A 22397-nucleotide genomic window follows, 5' to 3' on the forward strand; every position below is an offset into this window, starting at 1 on the left:
GGGGGACTTGCCGTGACTCGCGTCCGGAAGGCTTTCGCCGTGCTGTGCGCCGTGACGCTGCTGGGGTTCATCGCCCCGGGCCGGGCGCTCGCCGCCACACCGCCGCTGCAAGACATCGTTCTCACCCACACGCAGATCTCCCCGTCGGTCGTCCGGCCGGGCGACACGGTGCACGTGTCCTGGTGCTTCGACACCGCATACGCCGACCAGGTCCGATCCATCGAGTTGTGGATGGGTCATTCGACCGGCATGGGGCACGCGCCGTCGCTGTATCTCCAGGCGTCGATCGACCCGAAAGCCGGGCGGCTCGACTTCATCGCCCCCGCGGTGACTCCGAGCCAGCCCGGCAACATCTGGTTCGTCGACCTGGTGTGGCGTGACGGTGCGAACCTCGACGAGCTGGCGCTCGTACCGATCACGATCCAGTGAGTCCGCGGAGGCGGCACGACTGCGCGGCGGTGACCGTGGCCGGGCGGGCGGGCGACGGTTCCTGATCACAGCACCTGGGACAGGAACCTGCGCAGCCGGTCATCCGTGGGGTTTTCGAACATCGCGGCGGGTGCACCGGCTTCCCGCACCACCCCGCGGTCCATGAATGCCACGGTGTCCGCGACCCGGCGGGCGAACCCCATCTCGTGGGTGACCACGACCATGGTCATTCCTTCGGCCGCCAGTTCGGCCATCAGACCCAGCACGCCTTTGACCAGCTCGGGGTCGAGCGCGGAGGTGGCCTCGTCGAACAGCATCACCTGCGGCTGCAACGCCAGCGCGCGGGCGATCGCGACGCGCTGCTGCTGCCCGCCGGACAGATGCGCCGGCCGGGCGTCCGCCTTGGCCGCGAGCCCGACGAGCTCAAGCTGCGTACGGGCGACCGCCGCCGCCTCGTCCTCGGAGAGCCCCTGGATACGGCGCAGCGCGAGCGTGATGTTGCGTTGCACGCTCATGTGCGGGAACAGGTTGAACTGCTGGAACACCATGCCGATGCGCCGGCGCAGGTGGTCCGGGTCGTCGTGGAGCACGCTGCGCCCGTCGAGCAGCACGTCACCGCGGTCCGGTTCGATGAGCCGGTTGATCGTACGCAGCAGCGTCGACTTTCCCGAGCCGGACGGCCCGATGACACACGCGGTCTGTCCGCAGGCCACGTCGAGACGCACGCCCCGCAGGACCCGGTGCGGCCCGAACGCCAGATGGATGTCGCGCAGGCTCAGGCTGACGGAGCCCGTCGCGCCGCCGAGGTTGGTCACCGCGCACCGCCCACACCGGACAGCACCGAATCGTCGTCCTGGTCGGCGGGCACGGATGCCGGCCGGCCGTGCCGCAGCCGCCGGTCGATCCAGTTGACGGCGTGCGTCAGCGGCACGGTCAGCACGAGATAGAACAGGCCCGCCAGCAGCAGCGCGGACTCGTTGCCGGTGGTGGCCGCGTGGTCCTGCCCGATCCGGAACAGTTCCCGCTGGCTGGCCACCAGGCCGAGGAAGTAGACCAGGCTGGAGTCCTTGATCAGGGCGATCAGCTGGTTCACCCACGCCGGCAGCACGCGGCGGACCCCCTGCGGGACGATCACCAGCCGCATCGACTCGGCCCAGGAGAAGCCCAGCGCGCGGGCCCCTTCGAGCTGGGCGGCCTCCACGGACTGGATGCCGGACCGGAAGATCTCACCGATGTACGCCGCCGCGATCAACGACAGCGCCAGGATGCCCAGCGGGTACGGGTCAGGCCCCCAGATCCGCATGCCCAGCGGTGCCAGCCCGACGCCGATCAGCAGGATCGTCGCCGCGGCCGGCAGCCCCCGGAACACGTCGGTGTAGAGGCGTGCGGGCCAGCGCAGCCAGCGGGTCCGCGAGATCCCGGCGACCGCCAGCAGCAGACCCAGCACCGAGCCGAGCAGGGCGGCGCTGACCGCCAGGATCAGCGTGTTGCGCAGCCCGACGGTCACCATCTCGGGCAGCGCGGCCCGCATCGACGGCCAGTCGAAGAACGTCTCCCACAGCGTGTTCACCGATTCCATCGGCGGTCACCGCCCCCCCTCTGCTCCGGCACCGGTCAGGACGCCGCTGATGCGGACGCGCGCGGTGCCGTGCCGCTGCCGGGCGTGAAGCCGGCAGGGATCGGGCGGCCGGGGTAGTACTGCGCCTGCAACCGGTTCCACGCGCCGTCCGCGATGACCTGGTCCAGCCCGGTGTTCAACGCCGCGCGCAGCGCGTCGTTGCCCTTCGCCACCGCGTACGCGGTCGGTGCGGGGCTGAGCTGCTTGGCCGCCACCTTGATCTTGGATCCGCTGTCCGCGGCCGACTTCTCGCCGATCTCGGCGGGGGCGATCCAGGCGTCGGCGGTGCCGGCCTTGAGCTGGTTGACGGCGCCGTTGTAGTCGGGCACCCGTACCGGGTTCAGGCCCTTGCCCGTGGCGTAGTCGTCCTGGACTGTGCCCTGCACCACCACGACCCGCTTGCCGGAAAGCCCGTCGAAGCCGGTGATCGGGGAGTCCGAAGGCACGTCGAGTCCGAAGTAGCCGAAGTCGTAGCCGTTGCCGAAGTCCACCGTCTTCTTGCGCGCCTCGGTCACGGTGATCGAGGAACTGCCCACATCGAACTTGTGGTTGTTCACCTGCGACAGCAGCGCGGAGAAGTCGGTGCCGACGAATTCGACCTTCAGGCCGATCTTTCCGGCGACCGCGGCGAGCAGGTCGTTGTCGAAGCCGGTGAACTTCCCGTCCTTGAGATAGACGTTCGGCGGGGCGTCGGTGAGGGTGCCGGCCCGCAGCACACCGGGCTGCAACAGACCGTACGGGTTGGCGGCCGAGCCGGACGACGCGTCGTCGCCGCAGGCGGTGAGCAGGGTGGCGCCGAGGATCGCGACGGCGCCGAGGGCGGCGGCCCGGGTGAGGGCAGGCAGAAATCGCACAGGGGTCTCCTGAGATGAGGGGTGGTTCGGTGGCGCGCGCGTCCGACGGACGATGCGCGGCGAAACGGGTGCCGTTATCGCGTGGCGCCGGAGCGACACGCGGCGCTGCAGATTCGCATCATGTCGACGTGGCGGCGGCGGGTCAGCACCCGCACGCTCGCGGCACAACGGTGAGAAGACATGGCTCTCCTGGGTCGGTGATGACCTGGGGGCCAGGCCACGCTTGCACGGAACGTGCTCCGTGCCCGGTCCTCACCCGGGGCACCCCACCGCGGAGGAGGGTTGCCGGCCAGCAAGCCGGGGCTTCACGCTGGCGCTCATGACCTGGCACCGACGCTAGCAGCCGGGGGCGCGCAAGCGTCCAGCAGATATGACCACCCTCACGCGAAACGGACGATCGCGTCAGCCGATCTGCTCGGCCAGGGCGACGATGATGCCCGCGGGGCCACGGAGGTAACAGAGGCGGAAGATGCTTTCGTACTGCGCCACCTCGCCGAGCAGTTCGGCGCCGTGGGTGCGGAGACGGGCGACGGTGTCGTCGATGTCGTCGACGGCGAACATGACACGATGCAGACCCAGCGTGTTGGGCGGCGGCCCCGGCAACCCCGTACCGAGCACCGCGGGGGAGTGGTACTTCGCCAGTTCCAGCTTGCCGTGGCCATCCGGCGTACGCATCATCGCGATGTCGCTGCGGACGCCGTCGAGTCCGACGGTGCGGTCCGCAAAGCCGCCTTCGATCTGTGCCGTGCCTTCCAGCTCCATGCCGAGCTCGGTGAAGAACGCGACGGCGGCGTCGAGGTCGTCGACGACGATGCCGACATTGTCCATCCGCTGAATGGTCATGGCCCAAAGCATAGGCAGACGCGGTGCTGCTCGGTCCCGTGGCGGCGCCGTCATTCGATCGGGTTCATCAGGTGTCGTGTGCTGTCGAGGGACCAGGATGGACTGATAGCTTCAGGCATCCCATTCTGAGGCCCGGGAGGCTTGGATGAGCTTTGTTCAGATCATCGAGTACGAGACCGACCGGCCGGATGAGATGTTCGCTCTCGGGGATTCCCGGATGGCCGGGCTGGGGGACGCACCGGAGGGCTTCCGGCTCACGGTCACCCAGGATCGGGACAACCCGAAACGCTTCCTGACCATCGTGGAGTTCGCCTCGTACGAGGACGCCATGGCCAACAGCGCACTGCCCGAGACCAGTGAGTTCGCCGAGAAGATGGCGGCGCTGTGTTCGAGCGGGCCCCGTTTCCACAACCTCGAGGTCAAACGGTCCGTCCCGGCCTGACCGGCGTTCGGGCCGGTCACCGCCACCAGAGGTTCACCGCGTTGTTGCCCACATGCAGCAGGATCGGGGCCAGCAACGATCCGGTCCGGTGGCGCAGGTAGCCGAGCACCAGGCTGAGCACGAGGATCGACACCGGGTAGACCGACAGGGCGTTCGCCGGCAGCGTGCCCTGGAACGCCCAGCCGACGAGGTGGACCGCGACGAACAGCACCGAGGTCACCAGATTGGCCCGCCAGAACAGGACGCCGGTGCCGGTGATGGTCGGCAGCAGGTAACCGCGGTAGAGCCATTCCTCGCACACGGGCGTGAGCAGGACCGCGTACAGGAAGTCCGCCGCCGGTGGCACGGGGGCGAGGTGCTGTCCGCGCAACGGCGCGACCGCGATCGCCAGTCCCACCCAGACCGCGGCTGCGCCGGCACCCCACAGCAGGCCACGCCGAAGGTCGCGTCGGCGCAGGCCGATGAATGCCAGCTGCTCCCGCAGCGGCGCCCTCCAGAACGCGGCCGGATACACCATCCAGACCGCCACCTTGGCGGCCGCCCAGTACGCCGTGGCACCGGTCCACCCGGCCGCCTGGGCCACGAGCCACGCCATCACCCACAGCGCGATGAACCCGGCGAAGAACACGGCGATCCGGCCGCGCGTCAAGGTGGTCACGGTGCTCCTCTGCTCCGGCTGACGGACACGCTGCCGTCGGGGGAGACTACCCCGCGGTCGAGCCGGCGACGGTGACGACGAGTACGCCGCGCACGTCTGGATTCGAACGCAGATCGGAAATGCGATTGCCGCCGCCGCGTGATCCCCCTACTGTCTTCATCACCGAGCAAGACCAACGCCGGGAAACGGAAAGGAGCCTCCGATGTCGTGGCACCCCTCGATTGATCAGCAGCACTCCGTGCTGCGCGACGTGAATGCCGTGCCCGCACACTGGCGGGCTGCCGATCCGTACGCAAGCATTCAATCTCGCCTGGGATCAGGGCGTAAGCGACGCTGAGCCGCAGTGTCCGCCGCGCCGCCCTCCCAGTCGGGACCGGGCGGCTTTCTTTTCATTCTTCCTATGGGTGTAGCTCAACCAGGTAGAGCAGCGGCTTCCAACACCGTGTGTTGCGGGTTCGATTCCTGCCGCCCGTGCGATTCCCCGGCCATGCCGGCGGTGACGAAATTTGAGAATTCCACAGTGGATGGCATGACGGGACTCCGGTCTCGTATGACTTACTCGCGCTTCGGCGCGTTCGCGGTACTCGCCCAACAGGTAAGGCACCTGCCTTCCAAGCAGGCGTAGACGGGGTTCGAGTCCCCGGTACCGCTCACACCGATGGGAGCTGATGTAACGGCAGCATGGTTGCCTCTGAAGCAGCTCGTCCAGGTTCGAATCCTGGGCTCCCAGCTCAGCCTTCCCGCCGCGGCCTGCGTGGTAGAGGCGCCTCGCTGATATCGAGGAGACAGCAGGTTCGACTCCTGCCGGCGGGACTCAAGCCCTGGTGGCGCAGTGGACAGCGCACCTGACTACGAATCAGGGGGTCGCAGGTTCGAATCCTGCTCAGGGCACAGGCCGGGACGCGGCGCACCGAGCCGCGCCCGGACCCATTCCGGCGTCGCCCAATTGGCAGGGCAGCGCACTGTTAATGCGTACAGGTGAAGGTTCGAATCCTTTCGTCGGAGCGTTGCTGCGTCACACCGGAGGCTCGGGGTTCGAACCCCTCCGCGGGCACCACCTCGTCTGCCATCCGCTGGGGAACTTCCGCTCTCACGCGGGGCGCGACCTTCAGTCGTGTGTGGCGACGGCGCGTAGGTCGTGCGCGGTCGCGGCGATCAGGTCGGCCAAGGACGCCTGGTTGTCCGGTGTGACCCACCGGGCGAACGCGACCCGGAACACGGTGACTCCGGACCCGGCGGCCAGGGCCGCCAGCGTCCGGCTCACGCCCCTGGCGCCGAGGGCGTCGGTGAGCGCGCCGGTCAGCGAGGCCATCTTCAGCAGCTCGCGTTCCACGAGCTCGGGGCTGCCCTCGATGATCGTCTGACGTCGGCGGGCGAACTCCAGCCGGTCGGCGAACATCTCGCGGGCCGCCCGGTCGAGAGCGGCGACAACGGCACCGAGCGGATCATCGGCGGCATCCGGATGGTCCGCGACGGCGCGCACCAGGAGGTCCTCCAGGTCCTTTCCACCGCTGAACAGGACCTCGCGCTTGTCGCCGAACAGCCGGTAGAAGGTGCGCTTGTCCAGGTCGGCGCGTGTGGCGATGTCGAGGACGGTCGTCTGGTCGAAGCCGCGCTCGGCGAACAGGTCGAACGCCGCCGCCTCGAGGCGGCCACGAGCTCCGGGTCGCCACCGTGCCATGCGCGTGATCCTAGCCGATGTCACAGGGCGACATCATCCGCCGTTCGCCTATGTCGCACGGTGACATCACGAGGGTAAGGTGATGTCACAAGATGACATCGTCCTTCTGGAGGGGATCACCATGCGGGTGTTCGTCACCGGTGCCTCGGGGCACCTCGGCTCGGCGGTGCTGCCGGAACTGCTCACCGCCGGGCACCAGGTCGTCGGCCTGGCCCGCTCGGACGCGGCCGCCGCCGCGATCGAGAAGCTCGGCGGCCAGGTCCGGCGCGGAGACCTGAGCGACGTCGACGGCCTGCACGAGGAGGCGAGCGCCGCCGACGGCGTCATTCACCTGGCATTCCGGCACGACCTCATGCAGTCCGGGGATCTTTCCGGCGCGGCCGACGCCGACCTGTCCGCGATCACGGCGATCGCGGGCGCGCTGGAGGGCTCGGGCAAGCCGTTCGTCGGCACGTCGGGCACGGCGATGCTGGCCCGCCTGGGCGATCTCGGCCGCGCGGGCACGGAGCGCGACGTGATCGCGGGCGGCTACCGCATCGACGCGGAGAACTACGTGATCGACCTCGCTGAGCGCGGCGTACGGTCCTCCGTCGTCCGCCTGACGCCCACGGTGCACAGCTCGCTCGACCACCACGGATTCATCCCGGCCGTCATCGCCATGGCCCGCACCCACGGGTACGCCGCGTACGTGGGCGACGGAGCCAACCGCTGGCCGGCCGTGCACACGCTCGACGCGGCTCGCCTCTACCGGCTCGCGCTCGAGAACGCCCCCGCGGGTACCCGCCTGCACGCGGTCGATGACGAAGGCGTCGCGTTCGCGGACATCGCCGCGACGATCGGCCGGCACCTCGACGTGCCCGTGCGCAGCATCAGCCCCGAGCACGCCGCCGGGTACTTCGGGTTTCTGGCGGCGTTCGTGCAGCTGGACAACCCGACGTCATCCGCGCTGACGCGGCAGCTGCTGGACTGGCGCCCGGCCCGCGCCGGACTCATCGCGGACCTGGGCGCGGGCCACTACTTCCGAACCGGTGTGGCCGACTAGCGGCCGGCCCGTCAGCCGACCCGCAGGTCGTCGACGACCCAGTACCAGTTGTTGCTGGCGTCGTAGTAGCGGAACTTCACGGTCATCGTGGCGGCGGCAGCGGGGACCGTCACCGGCAGCGACTCGACCGTGGCGCGGCTGTCCGCGACGTACCGCTTCACCAGCTGATCCGGGCCGCCGTCGAACGAGACGAGGACGTCGCCCTTCTGGCTGCCTTCCTGCCGGTAGTGCGTCACGTAGTTCACCCGGACCGTGCTGCCCGCGGTCACCGGGTACGCCGGGGAGACGAGAGTGGAGTCGAAGCTGGTGCCGCCCGACTTGTCGGCGAACTCGTCGCTGTCGGCGACGGCGAACACGCCCCGGGTACGCAGGGCGTTCTCGCGCTCCTGACCGCTCTGTGCACGGCTCCAGAATTCGTCCGTAGTGAACGACCAGCCGCGCCACTCGGTGACCCCGCCGGCGGGCATGGCGCTGCGGATCACCGACCAGCCCGCCGGCGCCGTCGGCGTCCAGCCCGCCAGCGTCGCCGGGATGCCGGTCTCGTCCACCCGCGTACGCAGGGTGAGGCCGTCGAACGGGTCGGTGGAGCGTACCCGGACGCTCTTGCCGTCCAGAGTGGTGGCCACGCCGAAATGCGCCAGCGCGGACGCGGCGACGTCCACCTGGCGTACGTCGATCGGACGCGACCCGGCGCTGATCCCGGAACCGGCCGCCAGGACGAAGGTCCCGCGCTCGTCGATGCCGCAGCCGCCGTGGCCGCCCTGCGGGACCCGGTGACCGTGATCGGTGGTCACCATGATCAGCCAGTCCTCCTGGCCGTAGGTGGGCCGGGAGCGCACCGCGGTGAGCATCCGTCCCAGCTGCTGATCCTGCTTCTCGATGGCGGCCTGGTACGCCGCGCCGGTCCCGGAGGCGTGGGCCACCACGTCGGTGTTGCCGAGGTAGACGAACGAAGCGTCCGGGCCGCCGGCGGCCAGCCGGGCGGCCGCGTCCGCGGTGGTCCGTTCGTCCTCGGCCGGGTAGCCGTTCGCGTCGCCGTCGAAGGTCACCCGGGTGTCGATGGCGGACGAGAACGTCCCCTGGTTGTGCAGGGGAGCCCAGTCGACCGCCGAATAGGTGGCGTACGCCGGGTCGGCCCGTTCCAGCCGGGTCAGGAAGTCGGGGTACGTGCCGTACTGCTTGCCGACGAACGTGTTGTTCCGCACGCCGTGCCGATCCGGCCACACCCCGGTGGCGATGGTGGACCAGCCGGGCCCGCTGGACGAGTCGGCCACCGACGGGCACTGCACGAGGCTGCGGCCCAGCAGGCCCTGTGCCGCCAGGTCGTGCAGGTTAGGGGCGTTCGCCGCGGCGACACTGTCCCAGTTGAGCCCGTCCATGCCCACGACGAGCAGCTTCTTGACCGGCGCGGCGCCCGCTGCCGGTGCGGCGGGCGCGGCCAGGGCTGCGCCGGCCAGCAGGGCCAGCGCGAGGCCGCGGCGTCCGATGGGTGGCATCACTCACCTCCGGGATGGGGTCCTGGGGTACATCGAAGTCAATGAATGTGAACGCCGGCGATCCGTCAGATGGCGGGTTGTGACAGGTTGAGCGCGGTGGCTCACCTCGCGCGCAGGTCCACCGGCAGCCGGTTCACGCTCACCATCAGCCAGGGGTTGCGTACCTCGACCGGCTCGTCCGGCGCGACCGTGATGTCCCGGTAGCGCTGGAGCATGATGCTCAGCGCGACCCGGGCCTCGAGCCGGGCCAGCGGCGCCCCGATGCAGAAGTGGATGCCCTGGCCGAAGGCGAGATGCGGATTCCGGGCGCGGTGAATGTCGAACCGGTCCGGGCGGGCGAACACCCGCGCGTCGCGGTTGGCCGCCGCGAGCCACGGCTGCACCACCGCGCCCGCGGGAATCTCCACGTCGCCGACCCGGACGTCGCGGGTCGTCAGCCGGACCAGCCGCGGGAACGGCGTCCGGTACCGCAGCACCTCCTCGATCGCGCCGGGCAGCAGACCCGGATCGGCCCGCACCGCGGCGGCCGCGTCGGGGCACTCATCGAAGGACAGTATGGCGTTGCCGAGCGTCGCGGTCGTGGTGATGTGCCCCGCGATCAGAAGCAGGCCGACGAAGCCGATGATCTCCCCGTCGTCCAGACGTTCCCCGTCGACCTCGGCCTGGATCAGCTCGCTCGTCAGGTCGGTGCCCAGGTGGTGCCGCCGCGCGCGGATGTGCCCCAGCAGGTAGGTGTTCATGTCACGCATGACGGGGCCGGCGGTCGCCATGGCCTGCGACCGGGCATCCTGCAGCGACTGCTCCGGATCGACGTCGGCGCGGTCGAACAGCGCGTCCGCCCACCGGCGGAACACCGGCCGGTCGGACGTCGGGATCCCGAGCAGCTCCGCAATCACGATCACCGGCAACGGGTACGCAAGCTGCTCGATGAGGTCCACTCGGGTGGCGCCGTCCGTCGCGTCGAGCAGCCCGGTGGTGACCTCGGCGATCCTGGGCTCCAACGCGGCCACCACCCTCGGCGTGAACGCCTGGCTGACCAGGCCGCGCAGCTTGCGGTGCCGGGGCGGATCCATCCGGACGAAGTTGCCTTGGGCGAACACCGCGAAGTCCTCCTGCGGCGGCATCAGATTGCTCAGGTCCGAGGAGAAGGTGCCGGGCTCGGCCAGCACCTCCCTCACCTCCGGATGGCCCAGTACATGCCAGCACTGCTGCTTGTCGTCGTGGACGACCTGTCCGGAATCGCGCAGCTGCTCCAGCCAGGCCAGCAGATCCGCCAGGCTCGGTGCCTTGTCCGTCACGGGCATGGAACTCACCCCTCACGGGAACGCCGTGCACCCGGCCGGGCGCACGGCTCCCCCAGGTCGAAGCGGTCACCTGTTGACGAACAACGCTATCTCCAATGAGGACGGTCATGTCCACCATGTCGAGACAAATTCTCAGGCCCTCGGAATGAACAGCATGCGGGCGACCATGAGCATCATGACCACCAGGCCGCCGACGATCGCGAGCCACGACCAGGCCCACCCGACGGTCAGCGTCAGCACCACGAACCCCGCGATGGCGAGCAGCCAGTTGACGACGGTGTAGATGCCGAAGCGTGCGGCGGCCGACGGGTCCTCGGTGAACCGGTCGCCGACGGCGGCGTGCGACTCGTGCATCCGCACCACCCATTCCTTGTGCCGGTTGGTCTGCGTGGCGCCCAGGTGGCTCAACAGCCCGACGGCCACCGCCATCAGCGCCGCGCCGCCGATCAGCCAGCCAAGGCCGGCGCCGCGCAGGTAGAGCCACCCGCCGCCCAGCCCGGCCGTCGCCAGCAGCACACCCGTTCCGTACGCGGCGGCGCGGCCCGCGGGCATCGGATGGTTGCCGGTCGTCTCCTGGCGCAGCGCGTCGGCGGTGAGCGCGCCCGCGGCCACCGCGACGACGAACGCCGCGGCGATTTCCCCGCCGATGGGTACGGCGACGATCGTGGCCGCGAGCGCCAGCACCGCCAGCCCCGCCACGCCGAGCACGGACAGCGCCACCGTGCGCAGGACGAAGCCGGGCTGTGGCCGGACCCGTTGCCCCCACGGCGTGTGCGCCGCGGTGCGGCCGGCGGGTTCGGCGCCGTCGACGATCGCCCGGACGTCGCCGAGCTCCTCGACGGCCAGGTGCGCGGCCCGGCCCCCGGGCAGGCCACCTTCCTGGAGCTCGGCGACGCGGGCGACCAGGTTGGCCCGCACCTCCTCCTTCAGGTCCTGGTGTTCGGGGGTCATCTCGACGCCCGCGAACGCCTGGTCGAGCAGCCGGTGGACGTCCATGTCGGAGCCGCCCGTGGTGTCGGTGGGGAGAGTTGTCACGATGACCGCCTTCCGGTTGCCGCGTCGGCGAGACCGGCGGGCCGGTCCAGGTCGAGCAGGGAGTCGATGAGGTCGCGGGTGAGTGCCCACGCCGCCACGTTGCGGCGGTACACCGCGCGGCCGGCGTCGGTGATGCGGTAGTACTTGCGCCGGCCGCCTTGGCTCTCGTCGCCCCAGTAGGCCTCGATGAGGCCGTCCTTCGTGAGCCGCCGGTACGTCGCGTACAGCGTTGCTTCCTTGATCTCGTGCCGCCCGCCGGTGGCGTCCCGGATCCGTTTGAAGATCTCGAACCCGTAGCTGTCGTCGCGGTGCAGTACCGACAGGACGATCGTGTCGGTGTGACCGCGTAGCAGGTCGGCCCCGAGCACGTCGGCGGTGTCGCCTCGATTGTTCTCAACCACGGCCGGTACTGTATCAGATAAAGTACTCGACCTGGAAGACGACAGCATCGGTTCGAGCGTTGCAGGCTGAAGCCTGATCGCGCCGGCCGTCTCAGCGCGCGGGCAGGAGCACGGTGATGGTGGTGCCGTCACCGTCGTGCGCACAGGTCGCCGGGAACTGTGCCTCGTCGTTGCCGTGCTGGTGGACGCCGTTGCTGCACAGGCGCAGCCGGCCGTGATGGGCGGTGACGATGGCGTCCACGACTGCCAGGCCGAGACCGGTACCCGGCGTGGTGCGGGCGTTGTCGGCGCGGGCGAACCGGTCGGTGGCCCGGGCCAGGAACGCCGCCTCCATGCCGGGCCCCTGGTCGTGCACGCTGAGGTACGCCACAGCGCCGAGCCGTCCGGTCGCGACGGTGACCGGCGGCCGCCCGTGGCGGGCGGCGTTGTCGAGCAGATTGGTCAGCACCTGCCGCACGCGCGTCGGGTCGCCGACCGCGACTGCGGGTTCGTGGTGCTCGGTGCGGGTGTGCGGGTAGCGCGCGGCGAGGCTGTCGGCCAGGGCCGCCAGATCGGCGCTGTCATCGGCCGAGGGCGGTGGCTGGACACCGACCGTGAGCAGATTTTCCGCGAGGTCGCGGAGCCGGGCGGCATCGGTGGCCACGTGGCGCAGGGTCTCCTCGAGCTCGTCGGCGGTGCGCTCCCGGCGCAGCGCCAGTTCGATCTCGGCGCTGATGAGCGTGACCGGGGTGCGCAGCTCGTGACTGGCGTCGTGGACGAACCGGCGTTCGCGGTCGAGGGCCGTTTCGAGCGCGGCAAGCATCTGGTTGAGGGTCCGGCCGAGCCGGGTGATCTCGTCGTCGGTGCGTTCGGGTACGTCGAGACGCAGCCCCGTGGCTCCGGCGGCGATCCGGGCGGCCTCGGTGCGGTACCGCTCGACCGGTGCGAGGGCGGCCCGGGTGAGCCGGTAGCCGACCACGGACGCGATCGCCAGGGCGGCGAGGTTGGCCAGGGCGAGCTGCCCGATGAGTTCGCGCAGGGCCTCGTCGCGTTGGTCGCGGCGTACGGCGACGACGCCGACGACCGCGCCGTGGGCGGGAGCGGACGGGAGGGGAACGGCGTACAGGCGCAGGGTCTTCGGGCGGATGGGGAACAGGGGTCCGCGGTCGGCGCGTACCGCGTGGGCGCGGGCGGCGTTGGCCTGGCCGGCGCTCAGCAGCGAGGCCCCGGTGAGGCCGGTGCTGGCCGCGACGATGTGGTTCGTGGCATCCAGCAGCTGGAATTCCGTGCCGGGTGTGACCGCCGGCGGGCCGCCGCGCGCGACCGAGTCCGCCAGCTGGTCGGCCTGGGCGGTGAGGTCTTCGTTGAGGCGAAGGTCGAGGGCGTAGCGCACGCGCAGGTAGACGAATGCGCCGGCGGCGGCGAGCACGACGAGCATGGCGGTGGCGAACCCGGCGACCAGCCGGACCCGCAGTGGGAGGCGGCGCAGCCCGTACGGGCGGGCGGGGTGGGTCATGGGTCAGCCGCCGTCGGGTTCGAGCCGGTAACCGGCGCCGCGCAGGGTGGTGATGGCGTGCCGGGCGAACGGCTTGTCGACCTTGGCGCGCAGGCTGGCGATGTACACGTCGATGACGTTGGAGCGCAGGTCGGTCTCGCCGTCCCAGACCTCGTCGAGGATCTGGTACCGGGTGACGCACTGCCCGGCCCGGCTCATGAGCAGGGCGAGGATGTCGAACTCGCGGGCCGACAGGTCGATCTCGGTGTCGTTGCGCAACGCCCGTCGGGCCACGATGTCCAGGCGCAGATCACCGGCCTGCAGGACGGGGGCGGCCCGGTCGGCGGCGCGGCGGTGCAGCGCACGCAGCCGGGCGAGCAGTTCGTCGAACGAGAACGGCTTCGGCAGGTAGTCGTCCGCGCCCGCGTCCAGGCCGGCCACCCGGTCCGGTATCTGGCCGCGGGCGGTGAGCATGAGCACCGGTACGCGTACGCCCCGGTCACGCAGTTTCCGGCAGACCGTGTGCCCGTCGAGGCCGGGCAGCATCACGTCGAGCACCACGGTGTCGTAGTCGCCGCCGGTCGCGGCCAGCAGCCCCTCGCCGCCGGTGTGGCGTACGTCGGTGGTGTGGCCGGCCTCGCGCAGCCCGCGGGCGAGCAGGTCGGCCAGGCGGGGTTCGTCCTCGACCACCAGCACCCGCACCGCAGCTCCCTCCCCGGATCCGGCGTTGTCCGGTCAGTGCATCATGCCGGTCTGCGACGTTCATCTGCCTTTCATGGTGGCGCACCTACCGTGCGGGGGTGACTGATCGGGCCGCGCGGGATTGCCCGTCGTCGCCGGGGGGAACGTGTGGGTGTGTCGTCGCTTCTGGCCGTGTCCGCGCTGGCGACCCGGTACGGCTACCCGGGGGTGGCCGCGGCGGTGTTCGTGGAGGGCTTCGGGATCCCGGCGCCCGGCGAAACAGCGATCATCGCGGGTGCGGGCGCGGCCGGCCACGGCCAGCTCAACATCGTCGTGGTCGCGGTCGTGGCGTTCGCGGCCGCGGTGATCGGTGACAGCCTCGGCTACCTGATCGGCCTCGCCGGTGGGCGGCGCCTCGTGCTGCGCTGGGGCCGGCTGGTGGGCCTGACGCCGGCCCGGTTCGCCCGGGTGGAGGACTTCATGGGCCGACACGGCCCCAAAGTCGTCGCGGGTGCCCGCTTCGTGGAAGGGTTACGCCAGCTCAACGGCATCGTCGCCGGCGCCACCGGGATGCCGTGGCCCCGGTTCCTGTTGTTCAATGCGATCGGCGCGGCCGCCTGGGTCGGTGTCTGGGCCACGGTCGGCTACGCGGCCGGCGACCACTGGCAGGAGATCACCGCCGTCGTGCACCGCTACCAGCCGTACGTTCTCGCCGCCGCGGCCGTGGCCGTGCTCGCCCTGCTGTGGCTGCGGCTGCGGCACCGCCGCGGGACCGCCGTCTCCGCACCGCGGCGGTGAACGACATCGCACCGGCGTCGCGCCGGCAGATGTGGCCGCTCTACGCGGCCGGGTTCACCACGGCCTTCGGCGCGCACGCCGTCGCGGCGAACCTCGGCGGGCACACCGGCGACGCGGTCACCTCACTGCTGATGCTCGGCGGCCTGCTCGCCCTGTACGACGGAGCCGAGGTGCTGCTCAAGCCGGTCTTCGGCAGCCTCGCCGACCGGGTCGGCGCCCGCCCGGTCATGCTCGGCGGGCTCGTCGCGTTCGCGCTCGCCTCCGCCGCGTACGTGCTGGCGGACAGTCCCGGTTGGCTGTGGGCGGCCCGGCTCGGCCAGGGTGCCGCCGCCTCGGCGTTCTCGCCCGCGGCGTCGGCGCTGCTCGCCCGGCTGAACCCGGCCGCCAAACACGGCCGGGCGTTCGGCTCGTACGGCTTCTGGAAGTCGATCGGCTACACGCTCGGGCCGCTGCTCGGCGGGGTGCTGGCGTGGGCCGGTGGGCTGCGGCTGCTGTTCGTGGTGCTCACGCTGCTCGGCGCGGCGGTGGCCGGCTGGGCGCTGCTGGCCGTACCCGTCGTGCCGCCGCTGCCCAGATCCCGCCAGACGGTCCTCGACCTGGCCCGGCGGCTGGCCGATCCGGCCTTCCTCGGACCCACCGCGGCGCTGGCCGGCGCGACTGCGGCCTTGTCGGTCGGCGTGGGGTTCCTGCCCGTCTCCGGGCGGGCGGCCGGGCTGGGCACGATCGCCACCGGCGCCGCCGTGTCCGTCCTGGCCGCGTGCGCCGCGCTCGTGCAGCCCCGCGCCGGGCGCGCCCTGGACGACGGGCGGCTGACGGCCCGCGCCGGCCTCACCGCGGGCCTGGCGATCGCCGCCGCGGGCCTGGCCGCCGCGACCCTGCCGGGACTGGCAGGGGTGCTCGCCGGGGCGGCCCTCATCGGGGTGGGCACCGGTCTCGTCACCCCGCTGGGCTTCGCGGCGCTGGCGTCGCGCACCCCGCCCGCGCGTCTGGGTCAGACGATGGGCGCCGCCGAGCTGGGCCGCGAACTGGGCGACGCCGGCGGCCCGCTGCTGGTCGCCGCGGTCGCGTCGCTCGCCGGGCTCGCGTACGGTTTCGCGGCGCTCGCCGTGCTCCTGGCCGCGGGCGCGGCACTCGCCCTGACCCGAGGCCGGACCCCGGACACCGGCGGGTGAGCCTTCATGTGGCTTTCATGCGCGATCTTTAGCGTCGCCGGACATGAGCGATGCGCTGGCGGTCGACGCGGTCGGCCTGACGAAGACGTACGGCACGCTCACCGCGGTCGACCGGCTCAGCCTTCAGGTCGGCCAGGGTGAGGTGTACGGGGTGCTGGGCCCGAACGGGGCCGGCAAGACCACGTTCCTGCGGATGCTGTTCGGGCTGATCCGCCCCGACTCCGGCACCCTGAGCATCCTCGGCCGTAGCTGGTCGCGCGACGGCATCCGCACCCTGGACGGGGTCGCCGGGTTCATCGAGAGCCCGAAGTTCTACCCCGGACTGACCGGCCGCAAGAACCTCCAGCTCCTCGCGGGCCTCGACGGCGGGGTCAGCGGGAGCCGCATCGACGAGGTCCTGGAAACCGTCGACCTGACCGCACGCCGGTACGACAAGGTCGGTGGCTACTCGTTCGGGATGCGTCAGCGTCTCGGTGTCGCCGCCGCACTGCTGCGCGACCCGCGGCTGCTCGTACTCGACGAACCCGCAAACGGCCTGGACCCGGCAGGCATCCGTGACATGCGCGCCCTGATCAAGCGGCTCGCGACGAGCGGCCTGACCGTGCTGCTGTCCAGTCACGACATGGCCGAGGTCGAGGACGTCTGCGACGACGTCACCATCATGCGAACCGGCAGTGTGGTCTACCACGGCTCCATCACCGCGCTGCGGGAACGCGCCCCCGAACAGGCCCACCACCTGCACACCACCGACGACGACCGGACCGCGCAGCTGGCCACCGCCCGCGGGCTGGAGGTCAACCCGGCCGATGCCGGCCTGGCCGTGCGTGGCCCGCAGGCCGAGATCGATGCGCTGGTCGCCGAGGTCGTCGGCGGCGGCATCGCGCTGCGGGCCCTCGCCCGCCGGGAGACCCCCTTGGAAGCGCTGTTCTTCATGCTCACCGAACCCGACACCGACCAGCCCGCCGCCGAATTGGCCACCACCGGAGCCCGCCCATGACCGTCACCACCACCACCACCGCGGCGGCGACCGCCCTCGAACCGACGACCCGCCGCCCGGGACTCGGTGCCGCGCTGCGCTGGGAACTGGTCAAACTTGCCGCCCAGATCCGCAGCCGCGCCCTGCTCGCCGCTGCCCTGGTCATCCCGCCCGCGGTGGTGGCCGTGCTCAACGGCCAGGAGCAGCCGCCGTCCGACACCATCTACGGGCGGCTCATCCACCTCAGCGGCTACGCGATGCCGCTGCTCATGCTCGCCTGGGCCGCGCAGTGGGTGCTGCCGCTGCTGGCCGCGGTCGTCGCCGGTGACGTCTTCGCCAGCGAGGACCAGCACGGCACCTGGAAGACGATCCTGACCCGCTCGGTCAGCCGTACCCAGGTCTTCTGGGCCAAGACACTCACCGCGCTCGGTTACAACCTGCTGCTGCTGGCCGTCTTCGCGGCGAGCACCGTCGTCTCCAGCCTGCTCATCATCGGCAGCCAGCCGTTGACCGGCCTGTCCGGACAGCGCATCGCCGCCGCCTCCGCGCTGCGGCTGGTCCTGGCCGCCTGGGCCACCGCCATCCCGCCGATGGTCGGGTTCACCGCTCTCGCGCTGCTGCTGTCCGCGCGTACCCGCAATTCCGCCTTCGGCATCGCCGCGCCGGTCGTGATCGGCTTCGCCATGCAGCTGCTGGGCAGCGTCAGCGGCCTCGACCTGACCCGCAAGCTGCTGCTGACCACGCCGTTCGAGGCGTGGCACGGCCTGTTCGCCCAGCACCCGTTCACCGGGCCGCTGACCACCGGGCTCGCTGTCAGCGCCGCCTGGACCCTCATCTGCCTCGCCGGGGCGTACCTGTCCCTGCGCCGCCGCGACATCACCGGAGGCTGACATGCGACCGATCATCACCCGGACCGCCCTGGTGTCCGCGGCCGCCGCCGGCATTGTCGGCACCATCGCCGCCGGCCACCCCGAGATCACCAAGGCCGGCCTGGAGCAGGCGCTCGCGCCGACCTTCGCCAACCTGTACGTGCAGCAGGCCGGCATCCTCGGCATCCCCGGCGTCACCACGGCGTCGATCGGCGCCACCACCGGCTGCGACAAGGGCGGCCCGAAGATCGCCGACACCGGCGCCGGACCGAACTGGATCTGCATGATGAGCTTCACCGACAACCACGGCCATCACCAGGACGCCGCCAAGTTCGAGGTCACGGTCCACACCGACGCCACGTACGTCGCCGGTGGCCCCTCCAAGATCATCGGCCTGGCCACGATCACCGATGCGCACGGACACGACGTACCCAATCCCGTCTTCGAGTTCGACGGGGTCATCACCGGCGGCTGACCCTGGCCACGGCGGGTCGCGCGGGGGGTGGCACAGCCGTGCGGCAGGGGCCCGCGTGGGCTGCGGCAGAGGTGTTGTTGCAGGTCAGCGGCATCTACAACGTAGAGGCACACGCCTGTTGTCGCCTACCGTGGTCGGGTGCAGCCACACCACGAGCACGACGACGGGCACCACCACTCGCACGGCCGGTGGGGGCGGGTGGCGCACGTGCTGCGACCGCATTCGCACGACACCGCCGACAAGATCGATACGGCGTTGGAGACGTCCGCCGCGGGACTGCGCGCGTTGTGGATCTCCTTGCTCGTACTGGGCGCGACCGCGGCCGTCCAGGGGGTCGTGGCGGTGTGGTCGGGGTCGGTGGCGCTGCTCGGGGACACCCTGCACAACGTGGCGGACGCGCTGACCGCGGTGCCGCTGGGCATCGCGTTCCTGCTCGGGCGCCGCACGGCAGATCGCCGCTACACGTACGGGTACGGCCGCGCGGAGGACCTGGCGGGCATCGTCATCGTGGTCACGATCGCCGTGTCCGCCGCACTGGCCGGGTGGGAAGCCGTGCGGCGGCTGCTGCACCCGCAACCGGTCGACGGGCTCGGCTGGGTCGCCGCGGCCGCGCTCGTCGGATTCGCCGGGAACGAGCTGGTCGCGCGGTACCGCATCACTGTGGGCCGGCGGATCGGCTCGGCCGCGCTGGTCGCCGACGGGCTGCACGCACGTACCGACGGGTTCACCTCCCTGGCCGTGCTGGCCGGCGCCGGGGGTGCGGCGCTGGGCTGGTGGTGGGCCGATCCCGTCGTCGGGCTCGGCATCACCGTCGCGATCGCTGTCGTGCTCAAGGACGCGGCCCGGCAGGTGTACCGGCGGCTGATGGACGCGGTCGACCCCGACCTGATCGACCAGGCCGAAACGACCCTGCGCGCCGTCCCGGGCGTACGCGACGTCACCGCCGTCCGGATGCGCTGGATCGGGCATCGGCTGCACGCCGAGGCGGAACTCGTGGTCGACGCCGGCCTGACCCTGATCGAGGCACACGAGATCGCCGCGGACGCCGAGCACCAGCTCGTCCACGCGGTACCCCGGCTGACCGGGGTCACCGTGCACACCGACCCGGCCACTCATCCCGGCGGCCACCATCACGCCGCACTGTCCCACCACCGCCGCTCCGATCACTGACCAGGCGGGGCTACGCGGGTTAGGGGGAGGGCTGCCGGGGGAGGCGGACGTGGAACGTGGTGCCCGGACGGTGGTGATTGGGGGCCACCGTGATGTGGCCGTGGTGGCGTTCGGCGATCATCTGGGCGAGCGACGGGCCGAGGCCGGCCCCGGGAATCGATTGTTCGAGGGTGATGGCGCCGCGGTGGAAGCGGTCGAAGATGCGCGGCCGTTCATGGACGGGCACACCGACGCCGGTGTCGCTGACCTCGATGTTCGTGTCGCCATCGGTGGCGTTGGCGCGGACGTCGATCCGCCCGCCGGCCGGGGTGTAGGTCACCGCATTGTCGAGCAGGATGCGTACGAGCTGGGTCAGCCGGGCGGGATCCGCGTACGCCGGTAGCCGCTCGGGGATGTCGGTGGTCAGCGTGAGCTGCTTGGCGGTGGCGGTGGGCTCGGTTTCGCGGATGGCGGCGGAGACCAGCGCGGTGACGTCGGTGTCCACCGGCTGGATCCGGGCGTGTCCGGAGTCCAGCGCGGACAGATCCAGCAACGCGCCGACGAGCCGGCGGAGCCGGTCGCTGCCACGCCGCATCGCGTCGATCATGGGCAGGATGTCGGTGAGCTTGGCGTCGGGTTCGGTGTCGGCGATCAGGTCGAGGTAGGACGCGATGATGGTCACGGGGCTGCGCAGTTCGTGGCCGACGAGGTTGAGGTACTCGTCCTTGCTGTCGGCCAGTGCCCGTTGGAGCCGCTCCGCGCGGTGGCGTTCGAGGAACTGGCCCATCTGGGCGGCGACGCCGGTCAGCAGGGCCAGCAGGTCTGTCTCGGGGTCCTCGGCGGCGTCGGTGAACAGGTTCATCACGGCCAGCACCGTCTCGCCGCTGAGCACCGGCACGGCGAGGGCGGCGCGCAGCCTCCCGGCCGCGACGGTACGGGCGGCGACCGGGCTGCCGGGGGCGTGCACGTCGGTGACGACGATCGGTTCGCCGCGCTGCCAGGCTGCCCCCGCCAGCCCTTGATTCCGGTACAGGCGGTCCGGCACCGGCAGCGGTTCGGTGAAGCCCGGTGCGCGGTGCGTTGCCGCGGCCCGCAGTTCCTGCTTGCGCACGTCGACCTGCCAGAGTTCGGCGTACGGCCACCCCAGCCCGTTGGTGACCGCTTCGAGCACCCGGGGAGCGGCCTGTTCGAGATCGGCGGCGTTCGCGAGTACCCGGGCCACGGTGAGTTCGGCGTCGTGCAGGCGTTCGCCGCGGCGCTGCGCGGTGATGTCGTGGAACGCCGACACCGCGCCGAGGAGCTCGCCGTCGCCGGTGTGGATGGGGTGGGCGTTTACCCGGTACAACCGCCGGCCGTCGCCGGGCAGGTCGACGACCTGTTCCACGCCGCGGACATGCCCGCCGGCCGTGGCACGCAGCAGCGGCAGTTCCTCGGCGGACACCGGCCGTCCGTCCGGGTGCGAGATCGGAAGCCGGGGCACCCACTGCTCGCGCAGGTCCTCGCCCGGTTGCACGCCGAGGGTGGCGCGCAGGGACCGGTTGACCACCACCAGCCGGCCCTGCCGGTCGCAGGCGGCGACCCCGGTGTCGAGGCTGTTCAGCAGCGCATCCAGGAACACGCGTTGCAGTTCGCTGGTCCGCCGGCCGCGTTGCTCGTTCACGAGCGTGGTGCATGCCTGCGCCCCCGCGTCGACCCCGGCCAGCTCGTTGGCGGCCCATTCCCGTGGCCGGAAGTCGCCCACCCCGCACACGCCGACCAGCTCACCGCCGGGGTCGCGTACCGGGAAGCCGGCGTAGGCGCGGATGCCGACCGTGTGCGCCGGTGCGTCCGGCGGCACCCGGCGGTCGTGGGCGACGTCGCCGATCACCACCGGGTGGTCGTACTGCACGACGAGACCCGCCAGCGTCGAGCCCAGCGGCGCCGATCCCATCTGCTGGAAGCCCGCCGGGAGGCCACACCGGCCGATCACCCGCAGCTGCAGGCCCTCCGCCAGGTGGATCATGGCGATCTGCGCGCCGGCAGCGCGCGCGATCAAGGCCGCCAGCCGGTCCGCCGCGTCCTGAGACAGCGCGCCGGACCACATCTCCAGCCCACTCTGCGCCGTCACCGCTGCGCCGGCCGTGCCCCGTACCGGCTCCATGGCTGCGCCTTACCCGCATCTGGCGCGTCGAAACCATCGAACGTCTCCGGGCACCGGAGCCGTCGGCGTCCTGCGTCCGCCGACGGCTCCGGCCGGACCGGTGCGCCTACCCGGTGACCGTGGTGGTGGTCAGTACCGGGCTGGGTGCGGTGAAGCAGCGCGCCGGTACGTCGACCCCGCTGAAGAGGATCTTCACGTTCGCGGTGAAGGTGAGGCCCGGATCGGCGTACGAGGTGCCCGCCAGCGTCGAGGTGATCGTGGTCCCGGCCGCGGCGGTCGCGGTGACGGCGAGGTGGATGGTCGGGAGCTGGATGGTGGAGCCGGCCGCGAGCTGGCCCGGCACGGTGACCGTGACCACGCCGTTGCTCACGGATGTCGTGGGGGTGCCCGTGCCGAGGTTGGATCCACCGGTCAGGGTCACGCCGCGCAGCGCCGTCCCGGCCGGTACGGGCGTCCTGACCTGGAGGTTCTTGAGGTAGCGGATCGTGTTCCCGCCGGCCGACGTGGGGATCGTCAGGGGGGAGGATTCGGCGGCGATCTCGAAGTCCGACCCGGCCGGGACACTCGCGGGCGCGGAGCCGGTGATCGGGGTGTCCAGGTTGAGCTGCTGCGCGCCGCCGATCGGCGGCTGGGCCTGGCAGTCCCAGGTCACAGGCACCGGGTCGGCCGATGCGGGGGCGCTGATGCTCAGGGCCGCGACAACGCCGAGGGCGCAACTGGCGAGGGGGATGCGGAACAGGTGGGGCATGACGGCCTCCTTGCCGGAAGGGCTCGGGGGGTGGGAGCCCTCTCGCACGAAGCATTACGGAGCTATTAAATCCATACAAGTAAATGAACGAGAATTCTTCGGATTCGACAAC

Annotated in this window: 23 protein-coding genes, 6 tRNA genes and 1 riboswitch; of the genes, 15 read left to right on the top strand and 14 right to left on the bottom strand. The window is 71.4% G+C overall.

Translation table 11 applies throughout. The features are described 5' to 3' along the window. Positions 1–12 precede the first annotated feature (12 nt). Positions 13–429: a hypothetical protein gene (locus ACMCNK_RS02235; protein ID WP_412734695.1), complete on the top strand. Its 417-nt coding sequence runs from the start codon at positions 13–15 to the stop codon at positions 427–429. 65 nt (positions 430–494) lie between these two features. Here the strand turns inward: ACMCNK_RS02235 and ACMCNK_RS02240 are convergent, their stop codons facing one another. The 4 genes from ACMCNK_RS02240 to ACMCNK_RS02255 form a co-directional block, all read right to left on the bottom strand. Continuing rightward, positions 495–1244 (bottom strand): amino acid ABC transporter ATP-binding protein, encoded by a 750-nt coding sequence (locus ACMCNK_RS02240; protein WP_412734696.1) that lies wholly within the window; start codon positions 1242–1244, stop codon positions 495–497. Next, complete coding sequence (locus ACMCNK_RS02245) at positions 1241–2008, bottom strand: amino acid ABC transporter permease (RefSeq protein WP_412734697.1); 768 nt, start codon at positions 2006–2008, stop codon at positions 1241–1243. The genes ACMCNK_RS02240 and ACMCNK_RS02245 overlap by 4 nt, the downstream gene beginning before the upstream one ends. A gap of 35 nt (positions 2009–2043) precedes the next feature. Continuing rightward, on the bottom strand, positions 2044–2901 hold the full coding sequence (locus ACMCNK_RS02250; protein WP_412734698.1) for an ABC transporter substrate-binding protein: 858 nt from the start codon (positions 2899–2901) through the stop codon (positions 2044–2046). A 214-nt stretch (positions 2902–3115) separates the two neighbouring features. After that, a riboswitch (SAM riboswitch) is annotated at positions 3116–3226 on the bottom strand. 77 nt (positions 3227–3303) lie between these two features. Next, positions 3304–3744: a VOC family protein gene (locus ACMCNK_RS02255; RefSeq protein ID WP_412734699.1), complete on the bottom strand. Its 441-nt coding sequence runs from the start codon at positions 3742–3744 to the stop codon at positions 3304–3306. A gap of 145 nt (positions 3745–3889) precedes the next feature. Here ACMCNK_RS02255 and ACMCNK_RS02260 point away from each other — a divergent pair, with 145 nt between their 5' ends. Next, positions 3890–4186: a hypothetical protein gene (locus ACMCNK_RS02260; RefSeq protein WP_412734700.1), complete on the top strand. Its 297-nt coding sequence runs from the start codon at positions 3890–3892 to the stop codon at positions 4184–4186. Positions 4187–4202: 16 nt separating this feature from the next. Here ACMCNK_RS02260 and ACMCNK_RS02265 read toward each other — a convergent pair whose 3' ends face one another. Further along, the gene (locus tag ACMCNK_RS02265; RefSeq protein WP_412734701.1) at positions 4203–4844 is read right to left on the bottom strand and encodes a CPBP family intramembrane glutamic endopeptidase; all 642 of its coding nucleotides are present in this window, start codon (positions 4842–4844) and stop codon (positions 4203–4205) included. Between the two features lie 400 nt (positions 4845–5244). Here ACMCNK_RS02265 and ACMCNK_RS02270 point away from each other — a divergent pair. From ACMCNK_RS02270 to ACMCNK_RS02295, 6 genes are all read left to right on the top strand, one after another. Beyond that, positions 5245–5318, top strand: a tRNA-Trp gene (locus ACMCNK_RS02270). 103 nt (positions 5319–5421) lie between these two features. Next, a tRNA-Gly gene (locus ACMCNK_RS02275) sits at positions 5422–5495 on the top strand. Between the two features lie 8 nt (positions 5496–5503). After that, positions 5504–5574: transfer RNA gene (locus tag ACMCNK_RS02280), tRNA-Gln, on the top strand. Between the two features lie 9 nt (positions 5575–5583). Continuing rightward, a tRNA-Ile gene (locus tag ACMCNK_RS02285) sits at positions 5584–5657 on the top strand. 5 nt (positions 5658–5662) lie between these two features. Further along, positions 5663–5735, top strand: a tRNA-Arg gene (locus ACMCNK_RS02290). Positions 5736–5775: 40 nt separating this feature from the next. Next, a tRNA-Asn gene (locus tag ACMCNK_RS02295) sits at positions 5776–5849 on the top strand. 103 nt (positions 5850–5952) lie between these two features. Here ACMCNK_RS02295 and ACMCNK_RS02300 read toward each other — a convergent pair. After that, complete coding sequence (locus tag ACMCNK_RS02300; RefSeq protein ID WP_412734702.1) at positions 5953–6525, bottom strand: TetR family transcriptional regulator; 573 nt, start codon at positions 6523–6525, stop codon at positions 5953–5955. A gap of 82 nt (positions 6526–6607) precedes the next feature. Here ACMCNK_RS02300 and ACMCNK_RS02305 point away from each other — a divergent pair, with 82 nt between their 5' ends. Next, a complete protein-coding gene (locus ACMCNK_RS02305; RefSeq protein WP_412734703.1) occupies positions 6608–7567 on the top strand; it encodes an SDR family oxidoreductase in 960 nt (319 codons plus the stop codon). Between the two features lie 11 nt (positions 7568–7578). On the opposite strand, the gene ACMCNK_RS02310 is transcribed toward ACMCNK_RS02305, so the two are convergent. From ACMCNK_RS02310 to ACMCNK_RS02335, 6 genes are all read right to left on the bottom strand, one after another. Then, positions 7579–9063 carry an alkaline phosphatase family protein gene (locus tag ACMCNK_RS02310; RefSeq protein ID WP_412734704.1) on the bottom strand — a complete coding sequence of 495 codons (1485 nt, stop codon included), beginning with the start codon at positions 9061–9063 and terminating at the stop codon, positions 7579–7581. Positions 9064–9164: 101 nt separating this feature from the next. Then, on the bottom strand, positions 9165–10367 hold the full coding sequence (locus tag ACMCNK_RS02315) for a cytochrome P450 (protein WP_412734705.1): 1203 nt from the start codon (positions 10365–10367) through the stop codon (positions 9165–9167). Positions 10368–10499: 132 nt separating this feature from the next. After that, positions 10500–11402: a permease prefix domain 1-containing protein gene (locus ACMCNK_RS02320; RefSeq protein WP_412734706.1), complete on the bottom strand. Its 903-nt coding sequence runs from the start codon at positions 11400–11402 to the stop codon at positions 10500–10502. Further along, on the bottom strand, positions 11399–11803 hold the full coding sequence (locus ACMCNK_RS02325) for a PadR family transcriptional regulator (protein ID WP_412734707.1): 405 nt from the start codon (positions 11801–11803) through the stop codon (positions 11399–11401). The genes ACMCNK_RS02320 and ACMCNK_RS02325 overlap by 4 nt, the downstream gene beginning before the upstream one ends. Before the next feature lie 91 nt (positions 11804–11894). Then, positions 11895–13298, bottom strand: coding sequence for an ATP-binding protein (locus tag ACMCNK_RS02330; protein ID WP_412734708.1), 1404 nt, complete (start codon positions 13296–13298; stop codon positions 11895–11897). Between the two features lie 3 nt (positions 13299–13301). After that, complete coding sequence (locus tag ACMCNK_RS02335) at positions 13302–13979, bottom strand: response regulator (RefSeq protein WP_412734709.1); 678 nt, start codon at positions 13977–13979, stop codon at positions 13302–13304. Positions 13980–14132: 153 nt separating this feature from the next. Between ACMCNK_RS02335 and ACMCNK_RS02340 the strand changes: the two genes are divergently transcribed. The 6 genes from ACMCNK_RS02340 (at position 14133) to ACMCNK_RS02365 (ending at position 19418) form a co-directional block, all read left to right on the top strand. Further along, positions 14133–14756: a DedA family protein gene (locus tag ACMCNK_RS02340; RefSeq protein ID WP_412734710.1), complete on the top strand. Its 624-nt coding sequence runs from the start codon at positions 14133–14135 to the stop codon at positions 14754–14756. Beyond that, positions 14753–15928, top strand: coding sequence for an MFS transporter (locus tag ACMCNK_RS02345; RefSeq protein ID WP_412734711.1), 1176 nt, complete (start codon positions 14753–14755; stop codon positions 15926–15928). The genes ACMCNK_RS02340 and ACMCNK_RS02345 overlap by 4 nt, the downstream gene beginning before the upstream one ends. Positions 15929–15971: 43 nt before the next feature. Beyond that, positions 15972–16925, top strand: a complete 954-nt coding sequence (locus ACMCNK_RS02350) for an ABC transporter ATP-binding protein (protein ID WP_412734712.1) — start codon at positions 15972–15974, stop codon at positions 16923–16925. Then, the gene (locus tag ACMCNK_RS02355) at positions 16922–17794 is read left to right on the top strand and encodes an ABC transporter permease (protein WP_412734713.1); all 873 of its coding nucleotides are present in this window, start codon (positions 16922–16924) and stop codon (positions 17792–17794) included. Before ACMCNK_RS02350 ends, ACMCNK_RS02355 begins: the two co-directional genes overlap by 4 nt. 1 nt (position 17795) lies before the next feature. Continuing rightward, entirely contained in the window at positions 17796–18248 is a 453-nt protein-coding gene (locus tag ACMCNK_RS02360) for a hypothetical protein (RefSeq protein WP_412734714.1), read from the top strand. 138 nt (positions 18249–18386) lie between these two features. Next, entirely contained in the window at positions 18387–19418 is a 1032-nt protein-coding gene (locus ACMCNK_RS02365; protein WP_412734715.1) for a cation diffusion facilitator family transporter, read from the top strand. 19 nt (positions 19419–19437) lie between these two features. On the opposite strand, the gene ACMCNK_RS02370 is transcribed toward ACMCNK_RS02365, so the two are convergent. Further along, positions 19438–21537 carry a GAF domain-containing protein gene (locus ACMCNK_RS02370; RefSeq protein ID WP_412734716.1) on the bottom strand — a complete coding sequence of 700 codons (2100 nt, stop codon included), beginning with the start codon at positions 21535–21537 and terminating at the stop codon, positions 19438–19440. A 106-nt stretch (positions 21538–21643) separates the two neighbouring features. Beyond that, on the bottom strand, positions 21644–22285 hold the full coding sequence (locus tag ACMCNK_RS02375; protein ID WP_412734717.1) for a cyclodehydratase: 642 nt from the start codon (positions 22283–22285) through the stop codon (positions 21644–21646). Positions 22286–22397: the final 112 nt, after the last annotated feature.

Origin of the sequence: Krasilnikovia sp. MM14-A1259 (assembly GCF_047159535.1) — a bacterium.
Lineage (GTDB): Bacteria > Actinomycetota > Actinomycetes > Mycobacteriales > Micromonosporaceae > Actinoplanes.

Coding starts and splice junctions, on each gene's coding strand:
- ACMCNK_RS02245 (WP_412734697.1), bottom strand. CDS start 2,008: ATGGAATCGGTGAACACGCTGTGGGAGACGTTCTTCGACTGGCCGTCG.
- ACMCNK_RS02255 (WP_412734699.1), bottom strand. CDS start 3,744: ATGACCATTCAGCGGATGGACAATGTCGGCATCGTCGTCGACGACCTC.
- ACMCNK_RS02260 (WP_412734700.1), top strand. CDS start 3,890: ATGAGCTTTGTTCAGATCATCGAGTACGAGACCGACCGGCCGGATGAG.
- ACMCNK_RS02300 (WP_412734702.1), bottom strand. CDS start 6,525: ATGGCACGGTGGCGACCCGGAGCTCGTGGCCGCCTCGAGGCGGCGGCG.
- ACMCNK_RS02305 (WP_412734703.1), top strand. CDS start 6,608: ATGTCACAAGATGACATCGTCCTTCTGGAGGGGATCACCATGCGGGTG.
- ACMCNK_RS02310 (WP_412734704.1), bottom strand. CDS start 9,063: ATGCCACCCATCGGACGCCGCGGCCTCGCGCTGGCCCTGCTGGCCGGC.
- ACMCNK_RS02315 (WP_412734705.1), bottom strand. CDS start 10,367: ATGCCCGTGACGGACAAGGCACCGAGCCTGGCGGATCTGCTGGCCTGG.
- ACMCNK_RS02330 (WP_412734708.1), bottom strand. CDS start 13,298: ATGACCCACCCCGCCCGCCCGTACGGGCTGCGCCGCCTCCCACTGCGG.
- ACMCNK_RS02350 (WP_412734712.1), top strand. CDS start 15,972: ATGAGCGATGCGCTGGCGGTCGACGCGGTCGGCCTGACGAAGACGTAC.
- ACMCNK_RS02355 (WP_412734713.1), top strand. CDS start 16,922: ATGACCGTCACCACCACCACCACCGCGGCGGCGACCGCCCTCGAACCG.
- ACMCNK_RS02360 (WP_412734714.1), top strand. CDS start 17,796: ATGCGACCGATCATCACCCGGACCGCCCTGGTGTCCGCGGCCGCCGCC.
- ACMCNK_RS02370 (WP_412734716.1), bottom strand. CDS start 21,537: ATGGAGCCGGTACGGGGCACGGCCGGCGCAGCGGTGACGGCGCAGAGT.
- ACMCNK_RS02375 (WP_412734717.1), bottom strand. CDS start 22,285: ATGCCCCACCTGTTCCGCATCCCCCTCGCCAGTTGCGCCCTCGGCGTT.